This is a genomic window from Streptomyces sp. NWU339 (assembly GCF_003143855.1).
In the GTDB taxonomy this organism is placed as follows: Bacteria; Actinomycetota; Actinomycetes; order Streptomycetales; family Streptomycetaceae; genus Streptomyces.
On sequence record NZ_QFRK01000019.1, the window covers coordinates 46,467 to 68,645 of the forward strand.

Below are 22,179 nucleotides of genomic sequence, written 5' to 3' on the forward strand. Positions count from 1 at the left end.
GGCGGGGCGCTACGGCCGGTTGCCCGGGCCCCGCCCGGCGGTCGGAGCAGGCGTGGCGGTCGACGCCTGTCCGGTGACCGAGGCCAGTTCGGCCCGGGCCCGCGCGGCCAGCCCGTCCGCGCCGCAGGACCGTGCGAGCGCCAGACCGCGCTCCAGGTCGGTCTTCGAGCGGGCGAGGATGCCGTACTCGCCGCGGGCGGCGGCATGTTCGTACTGGCAGGGTGAGGACTCCAGGTAGGCGACGGCCTGGGCGGCGAGCCGCACCGCCCGCTGGCCGGTCTCCAGAGCGGCGGCACAGCTCAGGGCCTCCCCTAGGGCGGTGTCCGTGCCGAAGCGTTCGGCCCGCCTGCGGTACTCCACGGCGAGCCGGGCGGCACGGGCCGGGTCCGCCCCGGCGAGGGCGCGGGCGAGGTCGGCGGACCAGAAGACGTGGACGGGGTTGTGGTGGCCGCGGGAGGCCGCCGCCTTCTCGGCGGCCTCCAGTTCGTTGACGCCGTCCTCGGTGCGGCCGACCGCGAGCAGCAGCCTGCCGCGCACCGAGCGGGGGTCGGGAAGCACGATGGTGGACGGGTAGGGCGGTGCGAACCCGTGCCGTTCGGCGACCGCCCGGGCTTCGTCCACGTGCCCGCGGGCGAGCAGGGTGTCGACCAGGTTGCAGGTCGCCGTCCAGTACAGGGGCAGACCGCGGCCGACGCGTTCGGCCAGGCGCAGGGACTCGCGCAACGATTTCTCCGCCGCCGCCAGGCGGCCCCGTCTGCGGTGCCCGAGACCGACGTAGGCGTGGGCGAGGGCCAGGTGGCCGCCGCTCCAGCCTGCCGTCTCGTAGGCGCGCAAGGCCTCGTTGTAGAGGCTTTCGGCGCGGTCGAGGCGGTCGGTGTAGGCGTAGACCCCGGCCAGCATCAGCAGCAGTTCGACGCCCCATTCGGAGTCGGTCCAGCCGAGGCCGGGCGCGAGGCGGCCGTTGACCAGGGCGCGGTCGCAGATCTCGGCGACCTCCTCGGCGTTCTCGCCGCGCATCATGGCGTCGAAGCCGCGCAGGATGAGCAGCGCGCGCTCGGAGTTGTCACGGCCGGTGCAGGTGGCGGCGAGGGCGGCCAGGCGTTCGCTGCGGCCGGGTGCGGCGGCCTCGTCGGCGTGGATGCCCTCCCACATGAACTGCACGGCCTGCAGCCGCATCCGGGCGGGTCCCGGCTCCAGTCGGGCGGCCTCCGCCTCGACGGTGCGGAGGGCCTCCTCCATCTGGTTGTTGTGCAGCAGCGCCTGCGAGAGCCGGACCACGGCGTCCACCCGTGCCTCGCCGTCGAGGCCGGACATGCCGAGCGCGGTCCGCAGGTGGCCGATGGTCCGGGCGGGTGCGGTGAGGAAGGTGGCGCAGCCCAGTTCGTAGAGCACGTGCGCTTGGACCTCGGGGCGGGGCGGCTCCTCCAATGCGCGTTCCAGGCAGCGGCGGGCCGCGTCAGGGGCGCCGGTGGCGAGGTGTTCGCGGGCGGCCTCACGCAGTTGCCACACGAGTTCCTCGTCGTCGTCCGGATGTACCTCGAGGAGGTGCCGGGAGGCGGACGCGGCGCCGCGTCCGGAATCGGTGACGATCCGGGCGGCGATGCCGTGCATGGCCCGGCGCAGGGCGTCGGGGATGGAGTTGTAGACGGCGGTGGCGATGAGCGGGTGGACGAACTCGAGGTCGGCCGCTCCGGTGCGGCCGGTGCCGGGGTCGGGGACGGTGAGGATGCGGTCACCGCGCAGGAGTTCGGCGCAGCGGACGGCGTCGTCACGGTTCAGGGTGGCGAGCCGGGCCACCAGGTCGACGGTGATGTCGGTGCCGAGGATGGCGGCGGCCCAGGCGAACCGGGTGGAGTCTATGCCGAGTTGTTCCAGGCGGGCCACGAGTCCGCCGCCGCGGGCGGAGCGGTTCAGCGCGCGCAGTTCGCCCGCGTGGGTCTCGACGGGTTCGAGTTCGCTGTCCTGGACCTTGGCGAGGAGTTCGACGGTCTCGTACGGGTTGCCGCCGGTGACGGCCCACACCTCGCGGCAGAACGCGGCGTCCGCGTTCTCGCCCAGGGTGGCGCGGGTGAGTCCGGCCGTGGCGAGCGGGGTCAGGGCGCTGAGGACGGTGACGGGGTGCTCGGCCGCCTCGGCGACGGCGTCCAGGTGGCGGGCGCTCACCCCGGAGACCTCGCCCGGCCTGCGGGCGACCACGACGAGGACGGGCACCTCCGCCAGGCGTTCGGCGAGGACGGCGAGCCAGTGCAGGGTCTCCTGGTCGGCCCAGTGGGCGTCGTCGATGGTCAGCACCAGCGGCCAGTCCCGGCGGGCCAGCCGGCGCACCGCGGCGACCAGCCCCTCACAGACGCCCTGCGGGTCGATGTGCCGGGCGCCGGGCTCCGCGACGCCGAGGGCGGGGCCGGCGATGTCGTACCAGTCGCCGAGGTACTCACGGGTCTCCTCCGGCAGCATCGACAGCAGCGCGGGCTGGAGGAGTTGGCGTACGACGTTGAAGGGGACGGAGCGCAGGGTCTCGCCGCCGCGGGCCGACCAGACGGTGCAGCCGCGCTGTTCGGCGATGCGCCGGGTCTCGGCGAGCAGCGTGGTCTTGCCGAGCCCCGCCTCGCCCTGGAGCACCAGCAGGCCGCCGGGTGAGGACCGGTCCGCGCACAGGGTGTCGACCACCGCGGTGATGGCGGCGACCTCCTCGTCCCGCTCCCAGAGGGAGGGCGAGGCCGCGACCGTGGGCCGTACCTCCGTCATCCCGCTGCCTCCCCAAGTCGCCCGAACGACGTACAGGCGTCGAGCGTAGTCCTCCGACAGCCCTGATGGAGCAGTACCGTGCCCGCTCTTGCCGTGACGGGTGACACGCGGTACAGAGGTCGACGCGTCCCGGCGCTCACCTGGGGGTCCGAAGGTCCCAAAGGTCAACACCTGTCAATGGATGGGATGGTGACGCAACGTCGGATCAGTTCCACAGGGGCGCGCCGGGGAGGGGAAGGCCTGCGGTGAAGCGGCGGCACGCCGGTCCTGCTGGGGGTGCACCGAGGGTGGTCGGCCGGGGCGGGGGCGGCCGACCACCGGAGGTGACGGACCTCTCTTCTCCGGTCTCCTCCGGTCTCATCCGGCTTTCATCGACGCCTCATACGGTGGGGGCATGACGCAGGCGACTCCTCCCGGGTGGTATCCCGACCCCGGGCAGACGAATGACGGACCGGCCACCGAGCGCTGGTGGGACGGCACTGCCTGGACGGACCAGGTCCGGCCGACGGGTTCGGCACCCGTCTGGGGCCCTCCGGCACCGGGCACGGCGGCCGGGCCGGCGTACCCGGCCCATCCGGCGTACCCGGTGCACCCGGGATACCCCGGGGTCGTGCAGTCCGGCTCGGGTTCCGGCCGGGGACGCGGGCTGCGGATCGGAATCGCCGTGGCGGCGGCCGTCGCGGTGCTGGCGAGCATCGGGGTCGGCGTGTACGCGCTGACCGACGACAGCGGGAGTGGTGACTCCGCGGCCTCACAGGGGCCGGGCGGACGGGACGGCGGCCCCGGTGGGTCGGAAGGCGGTCCGAAGGGCGGTCCCGACGGGGAGGGGGCCGACCCGGACACCTCTCGGCCGCCACGGGTCGAGAGCGGGTCGGTGACCGACGGGCTGAGCGGAATCAGCCTGCCCATCCCGGACGGCTGGTACGGCCAGGAGGGCCGGGTGGGCGCCCAGATAATGTCGGAGGACACCTACGAATGCCCCGGCAACACCTCCAGCACCTGCACCAAGGGCGGAGCCTACTCGGCACCGGCGCCGGCCCTCGGTATCCGCGGCTCCACCGCCGAGGAGGTCGCCAAGGCGGACATCGCCGCCAACGCCGAGGAGTCGTACGGCGGCGATTCCTACGGGAGGATCACCTCGCACGAGGTCCTCGAGTCGAAGGCGGTGGACGTCGCCGGGCAGAAGGGCTACCTGGTGCGCTGGAAGGCGGTCACCAGCAAGGGCTCCGACGGGTACGTCCAGTCGCTGGCCCTTCCCTCCCCCGCGCGGCCGAAGCAGATCGTCGTGATCCGCTTCGGTCTGGACACCGACCAGAAGCAGTCGGTCCTCGACGACATCATCGAGGGCATCGAGGAGGCGAAGGGCCGCGGCGGCGACGGCCAGGACGTATGACCCGCTGACGCGACGGCCGGGTGGCGCTCATACGGTGAGGAGCAGGATGCCGAGAGCCAGGAGCGCCACTGCCTTGACGGCCTCGAACGCCACGTAGTACCAGTGGGAGCGGGGCAGTTGCTCTCCGGCGAGCACCCGGTCGGACCGGCGGTCGAGCCGGGGCCGGATCACACCGAGTCGGGCTGCCGGCGCCAGGGCCACCACGACGGCGAGCACGACCACCGAGGTGCCGGCCCCGCCGGCCGCCACGGCGACAAGGGTGGTCGCGGCGAGGGCGAGCTCGACGAGGTTGAGCGCCCGGAAGACGACACCGCCGATACCGAGGCCGATCTGGATGGTCACCCCGGCGCACGGAACTTCGACGGCGTCTCCAGGAAGGAGATCGCCGGCACCATGCAGAGCCAGACGAAGACGGCGGCGCCCGCGGTGGCGGCCGATACGGAGTTCACTGCCGGACTGCCCTTCCTCTACGCGGCGCGCGCATGGACGAAATGGGCGTGACAGACGTCGGGTTCGGCGAACGGCTCCAGCCGGTCGGCGGCGACGGGCGCGTCCAGTTCGGCCAACGCGCCCTTCATCAGGCCCAGATGGAGCGGGCAGACGATCTTCCGGTACTCCTCGGCGAGTTCGAGAAACGGACAGTGCCGCAGACGAATGACGTCGGGCACGTCATCGGGCACGTCGTTCACCGGGTCCACCGGGTTCACAGGGTCCACCGGGTCGAAGCCGAGGTCGGCGAGGAGTCCGACCAGCCGGTCGACGGCTTCACGGCCGGTCACGGTGTGGAAGGGCGGTGCCGGGTCGACCAGATGCCGCCCCCAGGCCCGGCCGGCCTCTACGGCCTCCGCCTCGGCGTCGGCGCCGGTCGACGCGAGCCGGCTGAGCAGCATCCGGGCCAGCAGTCGGTACTCACGCCGCCCTCCACGGTCCATTCCGCGACGCGGCGCATACACCGCACGGGGGCGCCCCCGTCCGGACGACGCCTCCGGAGTCCGCTCCACCGCCCCGCGCGCCACCAGCGAATCCAGGTGGAAGCGCGCCGTGTTGGCGTGAACCCCCACCCGCTCCGCCACCTCGTTGACGCCGAGCGGCGCGCCGGCGGCGCGCAGCACCTCGAGCACGCTACGGCGGCGCGGGGTCATCGGATCGCTTCCCCCGGCGCGTTCCCCGGAGGTCACGTCGCGCCGTCCTGCGGCGGCAGCGCGGCGATCAGCGGGTGGTCCCGCTCGATCAGCCCCAGCTTGGAGGCGCCGCCGGGCGAGCCGAGGTCGTCGAAGAACTCGACGTTCGCCTTGTAGTAGTCCTTCCACTCCTCGGGAGTGTCGTCCTCGTAGAAGATGGCCTCGACCGGGCAGACCGGCTCGCAGGCGCCGCAGTCGACACATTCGTCCGGGTGGATGTACAAGGACCGCCGGCCCTCGTAGATGCAGTCGACCGGGCACTCGTCGACGCACGCCTTGTCCTTCACGTCGACACAAGGCTGCGCGATCACATAGGTCACGACGTCCTCCTCCCCGAATTTTCACGAATCTCACCTGTAAGAATAGTGCCTCACGGCATCGGTCCACCACCGGTGACGGCCGGGGGCCACAGGGAACAGGGCCCTGCCCGGTCGGGCAGGGCTCTGTTCGGGCGAAGCAGCCGATTCGCCCCGGGACCGGACGGTCAGCGCGTGTCGCGCGTCATCTCGTCCACGACGAATCCGAGACCGATGCCGAGCATCCAGGCGTCCTCGGCCAACGCGGTGCCCTCCCGGGTCAGCCGCAGACTGCCTTCCTGCCGCATCCCCGGAGTGCGCAGGTACAGACCCAGCAGCCCCGACGAGAACGCGGCGAGCCCGGCACCCGCCACCACCGTGGGCACGAAGGGCAGGAGCAGGGCGGCTCCCAGCGTGATCTCCCCGGTGGACAGCAGCCGCACGAAGGTCGCGGGCCGCATCCGCTCCAGGCCCGGGTAGGTGTTCTTGGCCATTCCATGCAGCTGGGCCGCGGTCTCCTCGTCGACCCGACGCCTGGACAGGCCCGAGTCGAGGATGAACGCTCCCGTGGCCGGACGCGGCGCCACGTGCCTGAGCTCGATGGGCAGACGCATGGGGACTCCCGGTGAGGATGTGAAGCGCGATCGCGATCCAGCCCAGGACGCGCGGCACTCACCGGCAGATCGAAGCGCCTTCCAGTGCGCCCATCGCGCAAGCCCGTCCGGCGCACCGCGAGCGGGCACACCGGGCGCCCCTCGCCTTTCGACCTTCCCTTGAGGGGGATACCGTTCAAGGGCAAACAGGCTCATATCCCGACATGCACATATACGCGGCACCCTGGAGGAGCTGTGGAACTCTTTCCCCCGCTGCCCTACGCCGAATGGCGGGCGACCAAGGAGACGCTGCACCGGTTCGCGCAGGTGGTCGGAAAGGTGCGGCTCGCGGCGTCGCCACGCCGCAACCACTGGTGGAACGTTCCCTACCATCTCACCGGACGTGGCATCACCACCCGCCCGATGGGACTGGACGACCAGGGCCGCTTCTTCTGCATCGACTTCGACTTCGTCGACCACAGGCTTCTCGTCACGACCGGTTCGGGTCGCGAGGTGTCGTTCCCGCTGCCCGGCCTCTCGGTGGCCGACTTCTACCGGCGGTTGCAGTCCGCGCTCACCGAACTCGACGTCTCCGTGCGCATCGGGCTGCCGCACCCCTTCGACCTGCCGGATTCCGACCGCCCCTTCGACGAGGACACGGAACACCGCGCCTACGACCAGGAGTCGGTGAACCGCTACTGGGTCATCCTGTCCCAGGTCAACCTGGTCCTGGAGGAGTACGCCGCCGAGTGGTGCGGAAAGACGAGTCCGGTGCACCACTTCTGGCACACCTTCGACATCGCGGTGACCAGGTTCTCCGACACCGTCGTCCCCCACTCCGAATCCGTCGATCCGGTCACCAGGGAGGCGTACTCCCGCGAGGTGATCAGTGCGGGCTTCTGGTTCGGCGACCCGGCCTTCCCCCGGGCGGCGTTCTACTCCTACACCGCGCCCGAACCGACCGGCCTGGCACGCCATCCGCTGCAGCCCGCGGCCGCTTCGTGGGTCGAACGCGGCACCGGCAGCCGTCTGGCGGTCCTCGAGTACGAGAAGGCCAGGACCGCGTCCTCGCCGCGCGCCGACGTACTCGCCTTCCTGCGGAGTGCCTACCGGGCCGGCGCGGAGACGGCGGGCTGGGACATCGAACGGAACGCCTGCCCGGGAGGCGTGACCGACCCCGTCGCCGCACAGCGGGCCTGAGCCGGGGCCGGCCCGCGCTTCACCGAACCGCGGACCCGTGTGTACGAGCAGATCCGGGCGGCGAGGCGCGGGGCGGCCGAGGCCGGGCGGAAGGACGTCAGGAAAAATACGCCTCCACTTCGCTGAACTGGGCTGCCGGCCACCCGGTGTTACCGGTGACGTGCAGCCGGAGGTGGCGCAGGTCGGTGCCGTCCGGCAGCGTCACGGTGACCGTGTTGCCGGTGGCCGGGTCGAAGCGGTACTCCTTCGCGGCGAGGACCGTCGTGTACGCGGAGCCGTCGGTGCTGCCCTGGACGGCGAGGGTCTGGGTGCGGGTCTGCCACACGGGCTGCGGGGGCAGTTTCAGCACCAGTCGCCGGACGGCCCGGCTGGAGCCGAGGTCCACGGTCAGAGACTGCGGGAAGGCATGGTTGGCGGACTCCCAGTAGGTGTTCGCGTCACCGTCGACCGCCTTGGCCGGCGTGTAGACGTCCTGGGAGCCGGTGGCGGTCGCGGGGCGGCCCTGGGCGAGGTTGCGGTCCGGGTCGGGGTCGGGGTCGCCCCCGCCGGGCTTCGGCCAGGTGGAGCAGTCCGACCAGGTGCTGTCCCAGCCGGAGTTGCCGCCGCCGTCGGTGAGGGTGAAGGTGCCCGAACCGGCCGGATAGGGGCAGTTGTAGGTGCCGGCCGAACCGATGCCGGTGGCGGTGACGTTCCGGAAGGTGGCGGCGCCCGGTGTCTCGGCCTGGACGACGACCGTACCGGCCCCGTCGACGGTGGCGCCGTCGACGGTGATGTTCTTCGCGGCGTGTCCGCGCCCGCTGCCGGAGACGAACTCGAAGGCGCTGTACGGGCTGTCGGTGATGGTGGTGCCGGTGATCCTGACCTGTGCCTCGATGGCGCTGTCGTAGGAGTCGACTCGCAGGGCACCCATGGGGTGGTTCCAGTTGGGGTTCATGGCACCGGTGCGGACCAGGGTGTTGCCGTCGACGGTGATCGTGCCGGCCAGCGGGTGGAACGGGTCGAGGAACTTCTGGTTGGAGATCGCGATACCGCTGCCCAGCGCGTTGGTGTCGGCGATCAGGTTGCCCCTGACGGTGATGTCGGTGCCGCCGTAGATCGCGATGCCGTTGGCGAGGTTCGGCTGCGAGATGGTGTTGTTCTCGAAACTGCTGTTGCTGTTGGGCCCGTACAGCGACCACATGGCGAGCGAGTCGTCGCCCTGGTTGCGCAGGAAGTTGCCGCGGACCTTCACCCCGCGTGCGTTGCCGTTGAGGTTGAGGCCGTCCGCCGTCATGTCGAGGAAGCGGCTGTTCTGCACGACCAGGTTGTCGTTGTTGCCGGTCAGCCAGAGGCCCACCTTGAGGTGCTGGAGCCACATGCCGGACACGGACGAGTTCGGGCCGAGCGGGCCGTTGACGAAGTTGTCGGGGTTGGAGTCGACCCGCTCGGTGACCTCACCGATGACGGCGAAGTCCTTGATGTGGACGTTGCCGGCGAAATTCGACTGGTCGATGAAGCGGGAGGAGCGCACGACGGAGTGCCAGTGGCCCGCGCCCTGGAGGGTGACGTTCTGGACGCCGCCCAGTGCGGAGGTGAGCCGGTACTCGCCCTGCGGTATCCAGACCACCCCACCCTGAGCCGCGGAGACGGCCTCCCGGAAGGCCTGTGTGGAATCGCCCCGGCCGCTGGGGTCGGCGCCCTTGTCGATGACGGAGACCGAACCGGCCGGTCTGGCGGCGGGCGCGGCCACCTGCTCGAAGTCGGCCACGTCGACGGTGACCTGGACACCCGTGGCCTGAAGGGCGACGGTGTCACCGGTCCGGATGTTCCGGTCGAGCAGCAGGCGCGCGTTGTCGAAGAAGTGGTGGGTCTTGGAGCCTGCGATCCAACCGGTGTCGACGTAGGAGTACTTGGAGGTCACCGGCAGGGTCTTGGCCAGCTTCTCGCCGTTGACGTAGACGTCGAGCGAGCCGGACTGCCCGTCGGGGACGCTGTAGGCGACGTTCACGGCGTTGGCCGCGCGCGGCACCGTGAACTCGACCCGCTGACCGGTGTCGAGCCGGACGGCCCGGCGGCCCGAGGCCTCGGAGGCGAGGGTGCCCTGGGTGTGGTCGGGACCGATCCTGGTACCGGTGGTCGTGGCGGACTCGGCTTCGACCGAGGTGAAGGGGAGGGTGGCGCCCGCGGCGGCACGGGCGGGCGCGGGTGCGAGGGCGACGAGCATGCCGGCGGCGACGGCGACGACCGCACCAATGGCTGGCATGCCCCTGACAGTCGATCTGAATGTGCGCATGGCTGGTCCCTTCGTGGTGGGGGTGCGGGAACAAACGGGTGCGGTCTCAGGCGCGCAGCCAGACCGCCGTGTCCTTCGGCAGGCGTCCCTCGGGGTCGAGGGGGCCGCTGCCGAGGAGCAGTCCGGTGTGGGCCGGGAGGGCGGCGGGCGCGTCCACGAGGTTCACCACGCAGATGGCGCCGCCGTCCGCGCGGGTGAAGGCGAGTACGCCCTCGGTGGTGGGCAGCCAGGTGAACGGTCCGTCGCCGAAGGCCGGGCGCAGGCGGATCGCCTCGCGGTACAGGGCGAGCATGGAGCCGGGGTCCCGGGCCTGCCGGTCGGCGGCGTACGAGGCCCAGCCGGCGGGCTGTGGCAGCCACGGTTCGCCGCCGAAACCGGCGTGCGGCGCGTCGGCCGTCCACGGCAGCGGCACCCTGCATCCGTCACGTCCGGGGTCGGTGCCCCCGGAGCGGGCGTGCATGGGGTCCTCGACGCGGTCAAGCGGGATGTCGGCCTCGGGCAGGCCGAGTTCCTCGCCCTGGTAGACGTAGACCGCGCCCGGCAGCGCCAGCGACAGCAGGGCGGCGGCGCGGGCCCGGCGGGTGCCCAGGGACAGGTCGGTCGGGGTGCCGAAGGCCTTGGTGGCGAAGTCGAAGCCGGTGTCCGAGCGCCCGTAGCGGGTGACCGTACGGGTCACGTCGTGGTTGCACAGCACCCAGGTGGCGGGCGCGCCGACGGGGGCGTGCTCGGCGAGCGTCTCGTCGATGGAGGTGCGCAGCCGACCGGCGTCCCAGGGGCAGGTCATGAAGGAGAAGTTGAACGCGGTGTGCAGTTCGTCGGGGCGCAGATAGCGGGCGAAGCGTTCGGTGTCCGGGAGCCAGACCTCGCCGACGAAGACGGCCCCGTACTCGTCGGCGACGGCCCGCCAGCCGCGGTAGATGTCGTGGAGTTCGTCGCGGTCCACGTACGGGTGCGGGTCGAGGCCCTCGGTGAAGTCGGGCAGCTGGGGGTCCTTCGCCGGCAGCGCGGCGGAGTCGATGCGCACGCCGGCCACGCCCCGCTCGAACCAGAACCGCAGGATGTCCTCGTGCTCCTCACGGACGGCGGGGTGCGCCCAGTTGAGGTCGGGCTGCTCGGGGGCGAACAGGTGGAGGTACCAGTCGCCGTCGGAGTCAGTGGGGCCCACAGGGCCTTCCTTGGAAGGGTGGCGGGAGACGGGGTCAACAGGGCCCGTAAGGCTTTCCTTGGAAGGGTGGTGGTGGGAGACGGGGTCAACAGGGCCCGTAGGGCCTTCCTTGGAAGGGTGGTGGTGGGAGACGGGTGGGCGGGTCCAGGCGGGGCCACCGAACTCCGACCGCCAGTCGTTGGGCGGCAGTTCGCCGCGCTCCCCGCGGCCCCGGCGGAAGTGGAACAGTTCGCGCTCGGGGCCGCCGGCGAGGGCGGCGCGGAACCAGGGATGCTGGTCGGAGACATGGTTCGGCACGATGTCGACGATCGTGCGGATTCCCAGTCCCCACGCCTCGGTGATGAGTTTCTCCGCTTCGGCGAGGGTGCCGAAGGCCGGGTCGATCGCCCGGTAGTCGGCGACGTCGTAGCCGCCGTCCTTCATGGGGGACAGGTACCAGGGGGTGAACCACAGGGCGTCCACGCCGAGTTCTGCGAGATAGGGCAGCTTGGCGCGGACTCCGGCGAGGTCGCCGGTGCCGTCGCCGTCGCCGTCGGCGAAGCTGCGGACGTACACCTGGTAGATGACGGCGGAGCGCCACCAGTCGTCGTCGTTTCGGGCAGGAGTGGGCTGTCCCACGGTGCGTGCCTTTCTTCTGGGTGGACGGATTCGGCGTCAGCCCTTGGTGCCGCCCGCGCTGATCCCGGCGACGATGTGCCGCTGGAAGACGAGGAACAGCGCGACCATGGGGATGCTGGCGATCACCATCGCAGCGATGAGTACGGTCAGTTGGACGTTCTGCGACAACTGCACGAGGGCCACGCTGATCGGCTGTTTCCCGGTGTCGGAGAAGACCATCAGCGGCCACAGGAAGTCCTGCCACACGGCGACCAGCGCGAAGATCGACACCACGCCGAGCACCGGGCGCGACAGGGGCAGGACGATCGACCACAGGGTGCGCAGTTTCCCGGCGCCGTCGATTGCGGCGGCCTCCAGCACGTCCCGGGGCAGTTGATCGAAGAACCGCTTGAGCAGATAGAGGTTGAAGGCGTTGGCGACGGCCGGCAGCCAGATGGCGAGGGGGTCGTTGAGGAGGCCGAGGTCCGCCACGGTCAGGTACTTCGGTACGACGAGGGCCTGCGCGGGGACCATCAGGGTGGCGAGGATGCCGCCGAGGATCACCTTGCCGAAGGCGGGCCGGAGCTTGGACAGCGCGTAGGCGGCGGCCGTGCAGAACACCAGCTGGAACAGCCAGGCACCGGCCGCCTGCACCACCGTGTTCCACAGGTGGGTCGGCAGTTGCATCAGGACCCAGGCGTCGGTGTACCCGCTCGTGCCCCACTGCTCCGGGAGGAGTGTCGGCGGGGTGCGTGCCACCTCGTCCGGTGACTTCGCCGCGCCGCTCACCATCCAGTAGACGGGGAAGAGGAAGGCGAGCGTGAACAGGACGACGACGCCGGTGAACACGGCCCAGTAGACGGCCCTGCCGGGCTGTCGGGCCAGGACGGCCGGGGAGACGAGGGTGCGGGTGCCGCTCACGTCGCCTCCTTCGGGGAGCCGGTGAGTCGGAGGTAGAGGGCGGAGAACAGACCGAGCAGAGCGAGGAGCATCACGCTCAGTGCGCAGGCGCCGCCGAAGTCGTTGTAGAGGAAGGCGTACTTGTAGATGAGGTAGAGGACGGTGACGGTGGAGTTCTCCGGTCCGCCGCCGGTGATCACGAAGGGTTCGGTGAACACCTGCATGGTGGCGACGATCTGAAGCAGCATCAGCATGAGAATGACGAACCTGGTCTGCGGGATCGTCACGTGCCGGATGCGCTGGAGCAGGCTCGCGCCGTCGAGTTCGGCGGCCTCGTACAGTTCGCCGGGGATGGACTGGAGGGCGGCGAGGTAGACGAGGACGGTGCCGCCCATGTTGGCCCAGGTGGCGACGATGACCAGGGACACCAGGGCGGTGTCGGCGCCGTTGGACCAGTTCGAGGTGGGCAGGTGCAGGAACCGCAGCGCCTCGTTGGCGAGGCCGGTGCCGGGGTCGTAGAACCATTTCCACAACAGGGCGCTGACCACCGGCGGGATCATCACCGGCAGATAGACGACGACGCGGAAGAACGCCTTGGCGTGCCGGAGTTCGTTCAGCACCAGGGCCAGGACGAACGGGAGGGCGAAGCCGATGAGCAGGGCGAGCAGGGTGAAGCCGAGGGTGTTGCGCCAGGCCGCGCCGAACTCGGGGTCGTCCAGGACGCGGGTGAAGTTGGCGGTGCCGACCCATTCGGAGGGTGAGCCCGGTGTGTATCTCTGGAACGCGATCACGACCGCGCGGATCGCCGGGTACCAGGAGAACAGGGCGAAGCAGACGAGGCCGCCGAGGAGGAAGCCGTAGGCGCGCAGTTGGTCGGTGAGGCGGCGCCACCTCCGGCTCCCGGCCGGGAACTGCGCCCGCACCGGGCGGAGCTCGGCGGCCTCGGCGGGCCGGCGTACGACCGTCTTCATCGCCGGTCAGCCCCGGGCCAGGATGCCGTCGATCTTGCCGGAGGCGTCCTTCAGAAGCCGGTCGATGTCGGCGTCCTCCTTGGTGAGCACCGCGGAGACGACGCCGTCGAGGACGGAGTAGAGCTGCTGTGCCCGCGGCGGCTCGATCTTCATCTCCAGGCTCTGGTTGCCGTCGAGGAAGGCCTGATAGTTCCCCACCGGGACGTTGGCGTTGGCCTTCTTGACCTGCTGGTCCTTTGCGTCGGCGGCGCCGGTGAACAGCCGAGGCTCGGGCAGGCCGACCGGCGCCTCGTTCTTCCTGGCGCGGGCGTAGTCGCCGAGGAAGCCTTCGCCGGGGGTGAGGAACATGTGGTCGAGCCACTTGAGGCCGGCCCTGATCTGCTCGGGTGAGGCCTTCTTGTTGACCATGTAGCCGTCGCCGCCGATGAGGGTGGCCTTGCCGCCGGGCATGGGGGCGAGGGCGAGGTCCTTGTACTCGGCCCCCTTCTCCTTCACCAGGATCGGGATGTTGTCGGGGGCGGCGAGATACATGCCGAGCCTGCCGGCGCCCATCATCTGCTGGACGTCGTTGATCACGAGCAGTTGCTTGCTGCCCATGGAGTCGTCCTTCCACCGCATGTCGTGCAGGGTCCGCAGCACGGCGCGGCCTTCGGGCGAGTCGACGGCCGCCTTTTCGCCGTCGGGGGTGACGACGTCCCCGCCCTGGGAGTACAGCTCTGCGGTGAAGTGCCAGCCGCCCTGGTTCTGGGCGCTGTAGTCGGCGTAGCCGACGGTGCCGTCGCCGAGTGCGGCGATACGCTTCGCGGCGGCTCGGACCTCGGCCCAGGTGGTGGGCGGCCGGTCGGGATCGAGGCCGGCCTTCTCGAAGAGCGCCCGGTTGTAGACCAGCCCCATGGAGTAGCCGGTGCGGGGTACGCCGTAGACCTTGCCGTCGACGGTGTAGATGTCCCGCAACTGCTGCTGGATCGTCCCGTAGCTCTTCAACTCCTTGAGGTACGGGGTGAGGTCGGCTGCCTGGTTGATGTCGACGACATGCCCGGCGTCGGTGAAGTAGGTGTAGAACACGTCCTCCATCTGCCCCCCGGCGAGCTTGGCGTCGAAGGTCTTCGGGTCCTGGCAGGGGAACGCGTCGTGCGGGACGACGTCGATGTCCGGGTTCTCCTTCTCGAAGGCGGCGATGTCCTCCTCGAAGAACCGGCGGTCGACCTTCGCGCTCTTGGGCGGCATGCAGTTGACCGTGATGCGGGTCTTGCCGTCGGCCGCCTGGTCGTCGTTCGAGCCGCAGGCGGTGAGTGTGAGGGCGCCGACGCCTAGCGCGACGAGGGTACGGCGGATCCCGGTGCTTCTCATCGGTGGACCCCTCTGGGACAGGAGCGGGTGAACCCCTCGGACAGGAGCGGTGGGCGGGGCACACTCAAGCACCGACGACAGGGGTCCGCAAGATGTCGCGTAAATTTTGAAATTATTCGACAGCAGTCCGGAAACAGAGTGGAGAAGGCCGACCGCGTCCAGGTCGAGCCGTCCTCGGCCGAGCGGGAACGGCAGGAATGGGTGATCGCCCGCAGACGGGTCGATACGGTGCCGGCTCCGGAGGGCGACGGCACCGCCGGGGCAAAGGCCGTCGTGGATCCGCCGGATGCGGACGCGCGGTCGGCGCCCCGGGATGCGGCGAGGCCGAAGTCGCAGGTTCCGGTGCGGCGCCAGGGGCCGGCCTGGTCGGCGCTGTCGGTGGACGACCGGCGCATCGTGCGGGTGGGGCCGGGCCCGCCTCGCGGCAGGGTCCGGTCTCCCGCCCGGAGAGGGCCGCCGTCTTCGGCATGGCCGTGGTACCGGCGCGGGTGGTGGCACTGCGGTCGAAGTCCCCTGAGGGGCCGGCCCCCAGAAACGCCTGGCCGCGCACGGCCGGCCGAGCCGACGCCGGGCCGGTTCACCCTCGCTGCGGGCGTGGCCGGGCCGGGCGGCGGGTCACGAGCAGCGTCATCGACCAGTGGACCATCGCCTCGGCCCTGCCGTTGGCGTTCGACGTCGCGCACCAGGCGGCGACTTTGCATCAGGTGGGCGAAGAGGTGCTCGACGATCCACCGTGGGGACGGCACCACGAAGCCGCGCCTGTCGTCGCTGCGTTTGACGATCGCCAGGACCAGGGCGAACGTGGACAGGCAGTAACCGACGAGGCTGCCGGTGCAGCCGCCGTCGGCCCACACCAGCTCCAGCCGGTGGTGCGCGTCGGCCACCTACGCCGGCAGGACCCGGGCAGCGGTGCGCTTCCCCGGCGGTGGGCGGTGCTGTCCATCGCCATGACCAACAGCTCGGCGCCGCCCTCCGAAGTGCCTCCCGAACCACTGCAGAAACACTGCTCCTCGACGTGTGCAGAGCCACCCGTGCAGAGCAATGACACGGTCATGCCCAAAAGGAAGTGATATGCATCGGATGGGCATGCATGCACATGAGATCCATCACCAGTCCAGCGAGATGGTTCACGGGAGGTTTCCACCATGAGCCGTATGCGTGGCGTCAGGTGCAGGAATTTGCGGTGCACCGGATTCAGGGCCTTCCCCAGATGTGCGGCTATGGCCCATTGGCATGCCCCAGAGGGGGCATGCCCGGTGACCACTCTGCAAATCTCCGTTGTGGCGCCCTGCTTCAATGAGTCCGAAGTCATCGAAACGTCCCACGCCGCATTACTCTCGGCCGTTGAGCCCACCCGGCAGGCGTTCGAGGTCTGCTGTGCGGATGACCGCAGCGGCGACGACACGCGCTCCCTGCTGAGGGGGAGCCGCCGTCGACCCGCGCATTCGCTGCACGGTCTTCAGCCGGCACTTCGGCAAGGAAGCCGCCCTGCTCGCCGGTCCACGCATGGCTCAGGGGCGCGGTCGTGATGATGGGCGCCGACCTTCAGCACCCACCGGAACTCCTTCCCCGCATGTTCGAGCTGCGTCGGCAGGGCTTCGACCGAGCGGTCGTCCAACGCGACCGTGCAGGTGAGGGCGTCGTACGGGCTGCCCTCAGCCGTGCCTGCCACCGACTGGTGCGCCACTGCATCGATGAAAGGCAGTACCGCGCATGATCTTCGACGGGTCCGGAACGACGGACCCAGAGCAGTCGGACAAGGCCGGTGAGCCCACCCGGAGACAACGCACCCGATCCGGACGACCGTGGGCGCGGCACTGGACCGCGGTCTTCTCCCTGGTGCCTCTCGGGGTGCTCGCCGCGGCCATGTGGTTCGGGCGCTGGGTCCGGCCCAGTGGGGACGAGTGGTGCTTCCTGCCCGTGGTGCGCGACGGCGGCCTCACAGGCATGCTCGAAAAGTTCTACGTCCATGACAACGGGCGGGTCGCGAATGCCCTGCTCGTCTGGGCCTATGCGCGTTTCGGTGTTCCCGGACACCAGTGGTTCGCGCTGATCAGCGGCCTCGTGGTGGTGGGCGTCCTCTGGGCCGTGACCCTCGCGGCCGTGCGTCGGGCCGGCGTGACCGTTCCCCGGGGGGTGCCGCTCCTGGTGGCGTCCATGGTGACGGTCCTCTTCCTGTTCGCGTCCCCCAACACCTACAAGACCTTCTACTGGCCGGCGGCCTCGGTCTCGCACACCCTGGCACCCCTCCTGGCCGGCGCGGCGGTGATCCCGTTGCTCCGAGCGCGATCACGCACGGCGGAGATCACTGCGCTGGTCGTCGTCTTCCTGGCCGGCGTCTTCATCGGCACCCTCTCGGAGCAGAGTTCCCTCTGCGTGCTGGTCCTCCTGAGCGGTGTGCTGCTCCTCGGCCGCTGGATCGTCACCGGGCCCCGGCGAAGCTACGTACGGCTCTGGTGTCTCGTGGGAACCGCGGGGACGGTGATCGGTACCTTGGTGCTCGTCACGTCTCCGGGATCACGCAACCGACGTCATGGGCGCGATGCGGGGATGGCGTCCATGCTCGCTCCCGAATCCCTGATCGGGGCCGCCAAGGGCTTCGTCCGGATCCTCGGAACCCTCCTCACCACCTGGCCGTACGCGGGGGCGGTCGCGGTCGGCGTCCTGCTGGGCGCGCTCGCCACGAGGGCGGACGGCGGCACAGCCCCGTCGGTGAAACACCTCTTGCCGATGAACGCCGCCATCCTCGCGTTCCTGCTCTCCGGCTACCTCTGCACCCTCGCCGCCTATCCCGTCTTCGGCCCGGGAGTGGTGGCCTCCACCCGGTTGTGGAACGACTTCCGGTTCCTCTACATCGTGCTGCTCCTCGGCTTCGGCGTGCTCCTGGGGCACCGACTGCGACGACGCGCCCGGCACCCCGTGGCTCCGGTGGTGGCCAGCACAGCCGTCTGCGGCCTGGTGTGCGTCGTGCTCGCCCTCTCCCTCAACCAGCTCGAGCACAGCATGCAGGTGCGGGCCCGTCAATGGGACCGTCAGGACCAGTGGCTCCGCACACAGGCGGAGGGTGGTGCCCGGGAACTGCCGTACCGGCCCACACCGATCAGCAAGATGACGGAGCCCGTCGACGGGGCCTGGCCCAGCGGCTGCGTCGCGAGGTACTACCAGCTGGATCGCATCACCCCCGCCCGGGTGTTCCCCTGGCAGTGACGCCTCCCTCGACCCCCGCCCCGCACGGGACACAGGCCGGACCGGAGCGGAGTACCGTGACAAGTGGAAGACGGGCGACAGGGACCGCCTGGTCTCCCCGGCGGCGTGCGTGCGCCCCTGGGGGCGCCGGTGGAGGTGTCCGCCTCGACCGCCCGTTGCCCGGTCACACGGCGCCCCGAACGGATCTGAGTGTCGAAGGGGTGTGGGTGCGGAACTGACGGGTCCTCGCAGAGCCCGTGGGACCCGTGGGAAAGGTGACGGTACCGATCCCACCGGACGGGCCCGGCGAGGTGCGGGTGGCCGTGCGGGGCGGATCGGAGTCCTGCGCGGCGTGGTCGGCCGTGGCGACCGACAGGGGTGCGCGCGTTCTGGTGGTCGACTCCCCGTCGGCACGCTCGGTCCTCGTGGAGGCACTGCCGTCCTGATCTACTGCGTCTGACGGACCCGAGGTGGGCCCCATGTTGTTCTGGCAGGATCCCGCGCCCGACGAAGCAATGCTCATCTCCGGTTCCCCACGGCAGGCCGAGGACGCACGGTTCCGGATCGTCACCGGTCACGGCAGCTTCGTGCTGCCGATCAAGCAGAAGGCACGCGTGCTCTCACCTGCGTTGCGGGAGGCGGAGATCGTCGAGGACCGCGTCACCCGGCAGGTGATCCGGCTCACCGTCCGGGCCGTGTGCGTCTTCAAGGTCGGGAACGACGCCGTATCGATCGCCGACGCGGTCCGCCAATTCCTCTCGGAACAAAGCCGGACGGACGAGCTGGTGGGACCGGATCTTCGCCGGGCACCTGCGCTCGATCGTCGGCGAACTCACGGTGGAGCAGATCATCCGTGAGCGCAGCAGGGTCGCCCGGGGGCGTCCTGAGTTCCCGTCCGCGTAGGAGGTGCATTCGACATGGATGCGGAACGTGCCCGCCGCATGGTGGAACTGCTGCGTGCCCGTGGTGTGATGGCCCATCTCGTGGAGGCAGGAGTCTACGAGTTCGGAATCCGCGTGGTCCTCGATGAGGGGATCGAAGCACTCTGGGACGTCGACGGAGCGGCGGGGCTGGATGCGGAGATCGTCGACGAGGGAGTCCTCATCGGCTTCGTCCCCCATGTCCCCGGCTCCGAGAACTACACCGAACAGCAGCTCGTGGACAGCATCGCGACAACGGACTACTCGATGGAAGGACTACACCCACCGGCAGACAGCCCACCCGGTGCGCCTCCTCCCGGGACGGGATCCCCGGCCGATGGTGACCTTCCGCGCCCCGATGCGCCGCCCCCGGTCCGCCGCAACCAGCGCCGTGCCCACTGGATCCGGCGGGCCGGCGATGACGGTGCCCGAAAGGGGTGACAACAGGACCGTTCCCGGCCGTCCCAGGGCATTCGATCCGCACGCACCGGCCGGAGGGCGGAATCACGCGTCCACACGCCCGCGGATAACCCGTTCGGCCCCACCGGGCGGCCCGACGGACATGGCGTCACCCCCACAGGGCAACATGCGCGTCGGACCGGGTTTGAGGCAGCGACGGGACTGGAGGGGCCATTGGCCCCGGCAGCGGGTGTCAGCAGGACGAAACGGTACGAGTGGTGAGGGTAGACGGAGTGGTAGAACACAAGGATGCGCCTCGAAAAAGGGTAAACGGGCGCCGATGGCCCCTTCAGGCAGCTCTCGTCGCTCTGTGCGGGGCGTTGACCCTCGCGCCGGCGAGCAGCCTGCCTTCGCCCCTCGGCCCCTCCGGGGCCGAGAACCCGATCACCACGAGCCTCGACGGCGCCGCCGGACGGACGGATTGCCCCCGCACCCTGGTCGGAGTAGCCCATGAGGACGATGACCTCCTGTTCACCAGCCCGCGCGTCGCGCAGTTGGCGGAACGGATGTGCCCGGTGCATGTGGTCTACCTGACCGCCGGTAACGACGGGCGTCCTGCCGGTACCGGCAGTTTCGCTGCCCGCCGCGAGGCGGGTGTGCAACGTGCGTACGCGCGGCTGGCGCGAGCGGTGAAGAGCTGGACGCCGGACTCCCTGCGGGCGGGCGCGGAACGGATTCCCTCCTATGTCCTCCGCAGCCGCGGCGGAGAGATCCGCCTCACTTTCTTCCGGTTGCCGGACGGCTTCCCCAGGGGCAGCGGATCTGTACTGGACAGGCACCAAAGCCTGCTCCGTCTGTTCCAAGGGAAGATCACTGTCATCGATGCTCTGGACTCTTCACGTCGCTACAGCGAAAAACAGCTGGTGGCCGCATTGTCGACCATCATGAAACAGTGGAGAGCAGACGATTTGTTGACACTCGATTTCGACAATGTGAAATTCGGCAGGCCGAGGGTGAGGGGCGCGGACCACAGTGATCACGGCATTTCGGCACGCTATTTCCGTAGTGCCGCGTACGCGCTGCCGGTCAGACCCCGTATCACTCCGTACCTCGGTTACGGAATCTCTCTTCTACCGGCCAATCTTGACGCCGCCGAACGCAGATCCAAGAAAATCGGGCTCGTCGCCTACATCGAGACGGTGGGATGTGTGACATACCACTGTCTGCGCCCGGACATCATCTCCCCCACCTATCGGAACTGGCTCGCTCGGCAGTACCCCCGGAGGCACCGCGCCCCGAAACAGGGGGAGATCCTCTCGGACATCGGCAAGGCACCCGCAGCCGGGGCCACCGAACTGTGCCTGACCGCCCGGGAAACCTCCAGGGCGAGTACACGTCCGTGCGACGGTTCACCGTCTCAGACCTGGGAGTTCGCGCCGGACGGGACCGTCCGGTCGGCCCACTCCACGAGATGCCTCACCAGCGGCCCCGAGGTCGGACTTCGCCCCTGCTCCGGCAGGCCGGAGCAAATCTGGCGGCGGGACGGGCACGGCCGCCTGGAAGCCGGAGGCCGCTGTCTGACTCAGGACGACATGGCCCGGACCGCACCCCGCCTGCATATGGATGACTGTGCTCCGTACCGACCGGAGGTCACTTGGCGCTGGTGAGCCCCGCAGGGGCCGCCCGCAGCTTGCCCCGCGACCCCGAAGGCGATCCGTGACTACCGGACCGGGCCGGGGCCGGGGCCGAACGGGTCGGCCGAGACGGACCGCTCGGCTCCGGTCGTGGAAGACGAGACCCGTCCCACCGGGACTGCTGCGAGCAGCACAGCGGTCAGCAACCGCGCGAAGCGCGTAACGCCGCCGCGATCGTCACCGAGTGCTCCCTGCTCGCGAGATCGGGTTTGACGACCGCTTCCACTAATTTTTCATGTCGGAGTCAGGCTCAGGGACGGGGCGCCTGCGCGGTCGACCCCCGTACCACCAGCTCGGGCTCGAACAACAACTCCTCGGCGGCCACCGGACGCCCGTTGATCTGCGCGTTCAGCAGTTCCACCACGGCCTTGCCCATGGCCTCGATGGGCTGGCGGACGGTGGTGAGCGGCGGCTCGGTGCAGTTCATCAGGGCCGAGTCGTCGTACCCCACGACCGAGATCTGCGAGGGGACGTCCAGCCCCTTGCGGCGGGCGGCCCGAACAGCGCCGAGGGCGAGGGGGTCGCTGGCGCAGATGAAGCCGGTGACGCCCCGGTCGATGAGCCGGGCGGCGGCGGCGTGCCCGCCCTCGATGGAGAACATGGCCCGGGCGACGTGCGCGTCGGGCACCTCCGCGGCGACCGCGCGGGCGGCGGCCAGTTTGCGGGCCGACGGCACGTGGTCGGCGGGGCCGAGCACCAGGCCGATCCGCTCGTGACCGAGCGAGGCCAGATGCCGCCACGCCTGCTCCACGGCCACGGCGTCATCACAGGAGACGCCCGGAAAACCCAGGTGCTCTATGGCCGCGTTGACGAGGACGACGGGGATGTTCCGCTCGGCGAGCTGCCGGTAGTGGTCGTGGGGAGCGTCCGCCTGGGCGTAGAGCCCGCCGGCGAAGACGACGCCGGACACCTGCTGCTGGAGCAGCAGCGTCACGTAGTCCGCCTCGGAGACACCGCCCCGGGTCTGGGTGCACAGCACCGGCGTCAGCCCCAGCTGGGCCAGCGCGCCACCGATGACCTCGGCGAAGGCGGGGAAGATCGGGTTCTGCAGCTCGGGCAGCACCAGGCCGACCAGCCGGGCGCGCTCACCGCGCAGCTGGGTGGGCCGCTCGTAGCCGAGCACATCCAGCGCGGACAGCACCGCCTGCCGGGTGGCCTCGGAAACTCCCGGCTTGCCGTTGAGCACCCGACTGACCGTGGCCTCACTGACCCCGACCTTCTTCGCCACCACAGCAAGTCGTCGCGTCATGAACGCAAGAATAGCGCAAGCCCTGCAAGCCACTTGCGTGGCTTGCAGGAAGTACTCGCGTCATGGCG

General features: G+C 70.3%; 20 protein-coding genes. 9 read left to right on the forward strand and 11 right to left on the reverse strand.

Annotation, left to right across the window (positions count from 1 at the left end):
- Window positions 1–9: 9 nt before the first annotated feature.
- Window positions 10–2,745 carry an AAA family ATPase gene (locus tag DIZ27_RS22405; RefSeq protein WP_109380231.1) on the reverse strand — a complete coding sequence of 912 codons (2,736 nt, stop codon included), beginning with the start codon at window positions 2,743–2,745 and terminating at the stop codon, window positions 10–12.
- Between the two features lie 394 nt (window positions 2,746–3,139).
- Between DIZ27_RS22405 and DIZ27_RS22410 the strand changes: the two genes are divergently transcribed.
- Window positions 3,140–4,138: a DUF2510 domain-containing protein gene (locus tag DIZ27_RS22410; RefSeq protein ID WP_109380232.1), complete on the forward strand. Its 999-nt coding sequence runs from the start codon at window positions 3,140–3,142 to the stop codon at window positions 4,136–4,138.
- A 27-nt stretch (window positions 4,139–4,165) separates the two neighbouring features.
- On the opposite strand, the gene DIZ27_RS22415 is transcribed toward DIZ27_RS22410, so the two are convergent.
- The 4 genes from DIZ27_RS22415 to DIZ27_RS22430 all read right to left on the reverse strand — a co-directional run bounded on the left by DIZ27_RS22415 (window position 4,166) and on the right by DIZ27_RS22430 (window position 6,229).
- Complete coding sequence (locus DIZ27_RS22415; RefSeq protein ID WP_309074891.1) at window positions 4,166–4,480, reverse strand: hypothetical protein; 315 nt, start codon at window positions 4,478–4,480, stop codon at window positions 4,166–4,168.
- A 125-nt stretch (window positions 4,481–4,605) separates the two neighbouring features.
- Entirely contained in the window at window positions 4,606–5,280 is a 675-nt protein-coding gene (locus DIZ27_RS22420) for a metalloregulator ArsR/SmtB family transcription factor (RefSeq protein WP_109380283.1), read from the reverse strand.
- Between the two features lie 32 nt (window positions 5,281–5,312).
- Complete coding sequence (fdxA, locus tag DIZ27_RS22425) at window positions 5,313–5,639, reverse strand: ferredoxin (RefSeq protein ID WP_109380233.1); 327 nt, start codon at window positions 5,637–5,639, stop codon at window positions 5,313–5,315.
- Between the two features lie 164 nt (window positions 5,640–5,803).
- The gene (locus DIZ27_RS22430) at window positions 5,804–6,229 is read right to left on the reverse strand and encodes a hypothetical protein (protein WP_109380234.1); all 426 of its coding nucleotides are present in this window, start codon (window positions 6,227–6,229) and stop codon (window positions 5,804–5,806) included.
- Window positions 6,230–6,463: 234 nt separating this feature from the next.
- On the opposite strand from DIZ27_RS22430, the gene DIZ27_RS22435 reads away from it, so the two are divergent.
- The gene (locus tag DIZ27_RS22435) at window positions 6,464–7,408 is read left to right on the forward strand and encodes a DUF5996 family protein (RefSeq protein ID WP_109380235.1); all 945 of its coding nucleotides are present in this window, start codon (window positions 6,464–6,466) and stop codon (window positions 7,406–7,408) included.
- A 97-nt stretch (window positions 7,409–7,505) separates the two neighbouring features.
- Here DIZ27_RS22435 and DIZ27_RS22440 read toward each other — a convergent pair whose 3' ends face one another.
- The 5 genes from DIZ27_RS22440 to DIZ27_RS22460 are packed head-to-tail and all read right to left on the reverse strand — an operon-like array spanning window position 7,506 to window position 14,663.
- On the reverse strand, window positions 7,506–9,680 hold the full coding sequence (locus DIZ27_RS22440; RefSeq protein ID WP_109380236.1) for a discoidin domain-containing protein: 2,175 nt from the start codon (window positions 9,678–9,680) through the stop codon (window positions 7,506–7,508).
- Between the two features lie 46 nt (window positions 9,681–9,726).
- Window positions 9,727–11,463, reverse strand: a complete 1,737-nt coding sequence (locus DIZ27_RS22445) for an alpha-amylase family glycosyl hydrolase (RefSeq protein WP_109380237.1) — start codon at window positions 11,461–11,463, stop codon at window positions 9,727–9,729.
- 36 nt (window positions 11,464–11,499) lie between these two features.
- A complete protein-coding gene (locus DIZ27_RS22450) occupies window positions 11,500–12,363 on the reverse strand; it encodes a carbohydrate ABC transporter permease (RefSeq protein ID WP_109380238.1) in 864 nt (287 codons plus the stop codon).
- Window positions 12,360–13,313 carry a carbohydrate ABC transporter permease gene (locus DIZ27_RS22455; protein WP_109380239.1) on the reverse strand — a complete coding sequence of 318 codons (954 nt, stop codon included), beginning with the start codon at window positions 13,311–13,313 and terminating at the stop codon, window positions 12,360–12,362. Before DIZ27_RS22455 ends, DIZ27_RS22450 begins: the two co-directional genes overlap by 4 nt.
- Before the next feature lie 6 nt (window positions 13,314–13,319).
- Complete coding sequence (locus DIZ27_RS22460) at window positions 13,320–14,663, reverse strand: ABC transporter substrate-binding protein (RefSeq protein ID WP_109380240.1); 1,344 nt, start codon at window positions 14,661–14,663, stop codon at window positions 13,320–13,322.
- Between the two features lie 467 nt (window positions 14,664–15,130).
- Between DIZ27_RS22460 and DIZ27_RS47275 the strand changes: the two genes are divergently transcribed.
- From DIZ27_RS47275 to DIZ27_RS22495, 7 genes are all read left to right on the forward strand, one after another.
- On the forward strand, window positions 15,131–15,733 hold the full coding sequence (locus tag DIZ27_RS47275; protein ID WP_258308505.1) for a hypothetical protein: 603 nt from the start codon (window positions 15,131–15,133) through the stop codon (window positions 15,731–15,733).
- Window positions 15,734–15,883: 150 nt separating this feature from the next.
- The gene (locus DIZ27_RS47280; protein ID WP_258308506.1) at window positions 15,884–16,192 is read left to right on the forward strand and encodes a glycosyltransferase; all 309 of its coding nucleotides are present in this window, start codon (window positions 15,884–15,886) and stop codon (window positions 16,190–16,192) included.
- A 184-nt stretch (window positions 16,193–16,376) separates the two neighbouring features.
- On the forward strand, window positions 16,377–17,870 hold the full coding sequence (locus DIZ27_RS22475) for a DUF6056 family protein (protein ID WP_109380241.1): 1,494 nt from the start codon (window positions 16,377–16,379) through the stop codon (window positions 17,868–17,870).
- A 245-nt stretch (window positions 17,871–18,115) separates the two neighbouring features.
- The gene (locus DIZ27_RS22480; RefSeq protein WP_109380242.1) at window positions 18,116–18,295 is read left to right on the forward strand and encodes a hypothetical protein; all 180 of its coding nucleotides are present in this window, start codon (window positions 18,116–18,118) and stop codon (window positions 18,293–18,295) included.
- 33 nt (window positions 18,296–18,328) lie between these two features.
- The gene (locus DIZ27_RS22485) at window positions 18,329–18,706 is read left to right on the forward strand and encodes a hypothetical protein (RefSeq protein ID WP_181383640.1); all 378 of its coding nucleotides are present in this window, start codon (window positions 18,329–18,331) and stop codon (window positions 18,704–18,706) included.
- Window positions 18,707–18,766: 60 nt separating this feature from the next.
- Window positions 18,767–19,210: a hypothetical protein gene (locus DIZ27_RS22490; RefSeq protein WP_109380243.1), complete on the forward strand. Its 444-nt coding sequence runs from the start codon at window positions 18,767–18,769 to the stop codon at window positions 19,208–19,210.
- A gap of 338 nt (window positions 19,211–19,548) precedes the next feature.
- Window positions 19,549–20,835 (forward strand): ricin-type beta-trefoil lectin domain protein, encoded by a 1,287-nt coding sequence (locus tag DIZ27_RS22495; protein ID WP_146228978.1) that lies wholly within the window; start codon window positions 19,549–19,551, stop codon window positions 20,833–20,835.
- A gap of 277 nt (window positions 20,836–21,112) precedes the next feature.
- Here DIZ27_RS22495 and DIZ27_RS22500 read toward each other — a convergent pair whose 3' ends face one another.
- Window positions 21,113–22,111, reverse strand: a complete 999-nt coding sequence (locus DIZ27_RS22500; RefSeq protein WP_181383641.1) for a LacI family DNA-binding transcriptional regulator — start codon at window positions 22,109–22,111, stop codon at window positions 21,113–21,115.
- Window positions 22,112–22,179: the final 68 nt, after the last annotated feature.

Excerpts from the sequence above, each read along its gene's own strand:
- DIZ27_RS47280 (WP_258308506.1), top strand. The coding sequence starts at position 15,884 with ATGGCCCATTGGCATGCCCCAGAGGGGGCATGCCCGGTGACCACTCTG.
- DIZ27_RS22455 (WP_109380239.1), bottom strand. The coding sequence starts at position 13,313 with ATGAAGACGGTCGTACGCCGGCCCGCCGAGGCCGCCGAGCTCCGCCCG.
- DIZ27_RS22405 (WP_109380231.1), bottom strand. The coding sequence starts at position 2,745 with ATGACGGAGGTACGGCCCACGGTCGCGGCCTCGCCCTCCCTCTGGGAG.
- DIZ27_RS47275 (WP_258308505.1), top strand. The coding sequence starts at position 15,131 with ATGGCCGTGGTACCGGCGCGGGTGGTGGCACTGCGGTCGAAGTCCCCT.
- DIZ27_RS22410 (WP_109380232.1), top strand. The coding sequence starts at position 3,140 with ATGACGCAGGCGACTCCTCCCGGGTGGTATCCCGACCCCGGGCAGACG.
- DIZ27_RS22475 (WP_109380241.1), top strand. The coding sequence starts at position 16,377 with ATGATCTTCGACGGGTCCGGAACGACGGACCCAGAGCAGTCGGACAAG.
- DIZ27_RS22500 (WP_181383641.1), bottom strand. The coding sequence starts at position 22,111 with ATGACGCGACGACTTGCTGTGGTGGCGAAGAAGGTCGGGGTCAGTGAG.
- DIZ27_RS22485 (WP_181383640.1), top strand. The coding sequence starts at position 18,329 with ATGTTGTTCTGGCAGGATCCCGCGCCCGACGAAGCAATGCTCATCTCC.
- DIZ27_RS22420 (WP_109380283.1), bottom strand. The coding sequence starts at position 5,280 with ATGACCCCGCGCCGCCGTAGCGTGCTCGAGGTGCTGCGCGCCGCCGGC.
- DIZ27_RS22460 (WP_109380240.1), bottom strand. The coding sequence starts at position 14,663 with ATGAGAAGCACCGGGATCCGCCGTACCCTCGTCGCGCTAGGCGTCGGC.
- DIZ27_RS22490 (WP_109380243.1), top strand. The coding sequence starts at position 18,767 with ATGGATGCGGAACGTGCCCGCCGCATGGTGGAACTGCTGCGTGCCCGT.
- DIZ27_RS22430 (WP_109380234.1), bottom strand. The coding sequence starts at position 6,229 with ATGCGTCTGCCCATCGAGCTCAGGCACGTGGCGCCGCGTCCGGCCACG.
- DIZ27_RS22440 (WP_109380236.1), bottom strand. The coding sequence starts at position 9,680 with ATGCGCACATTCAGATCGACTGTCAGGGGCATGCCAGCCATTGGTGCG.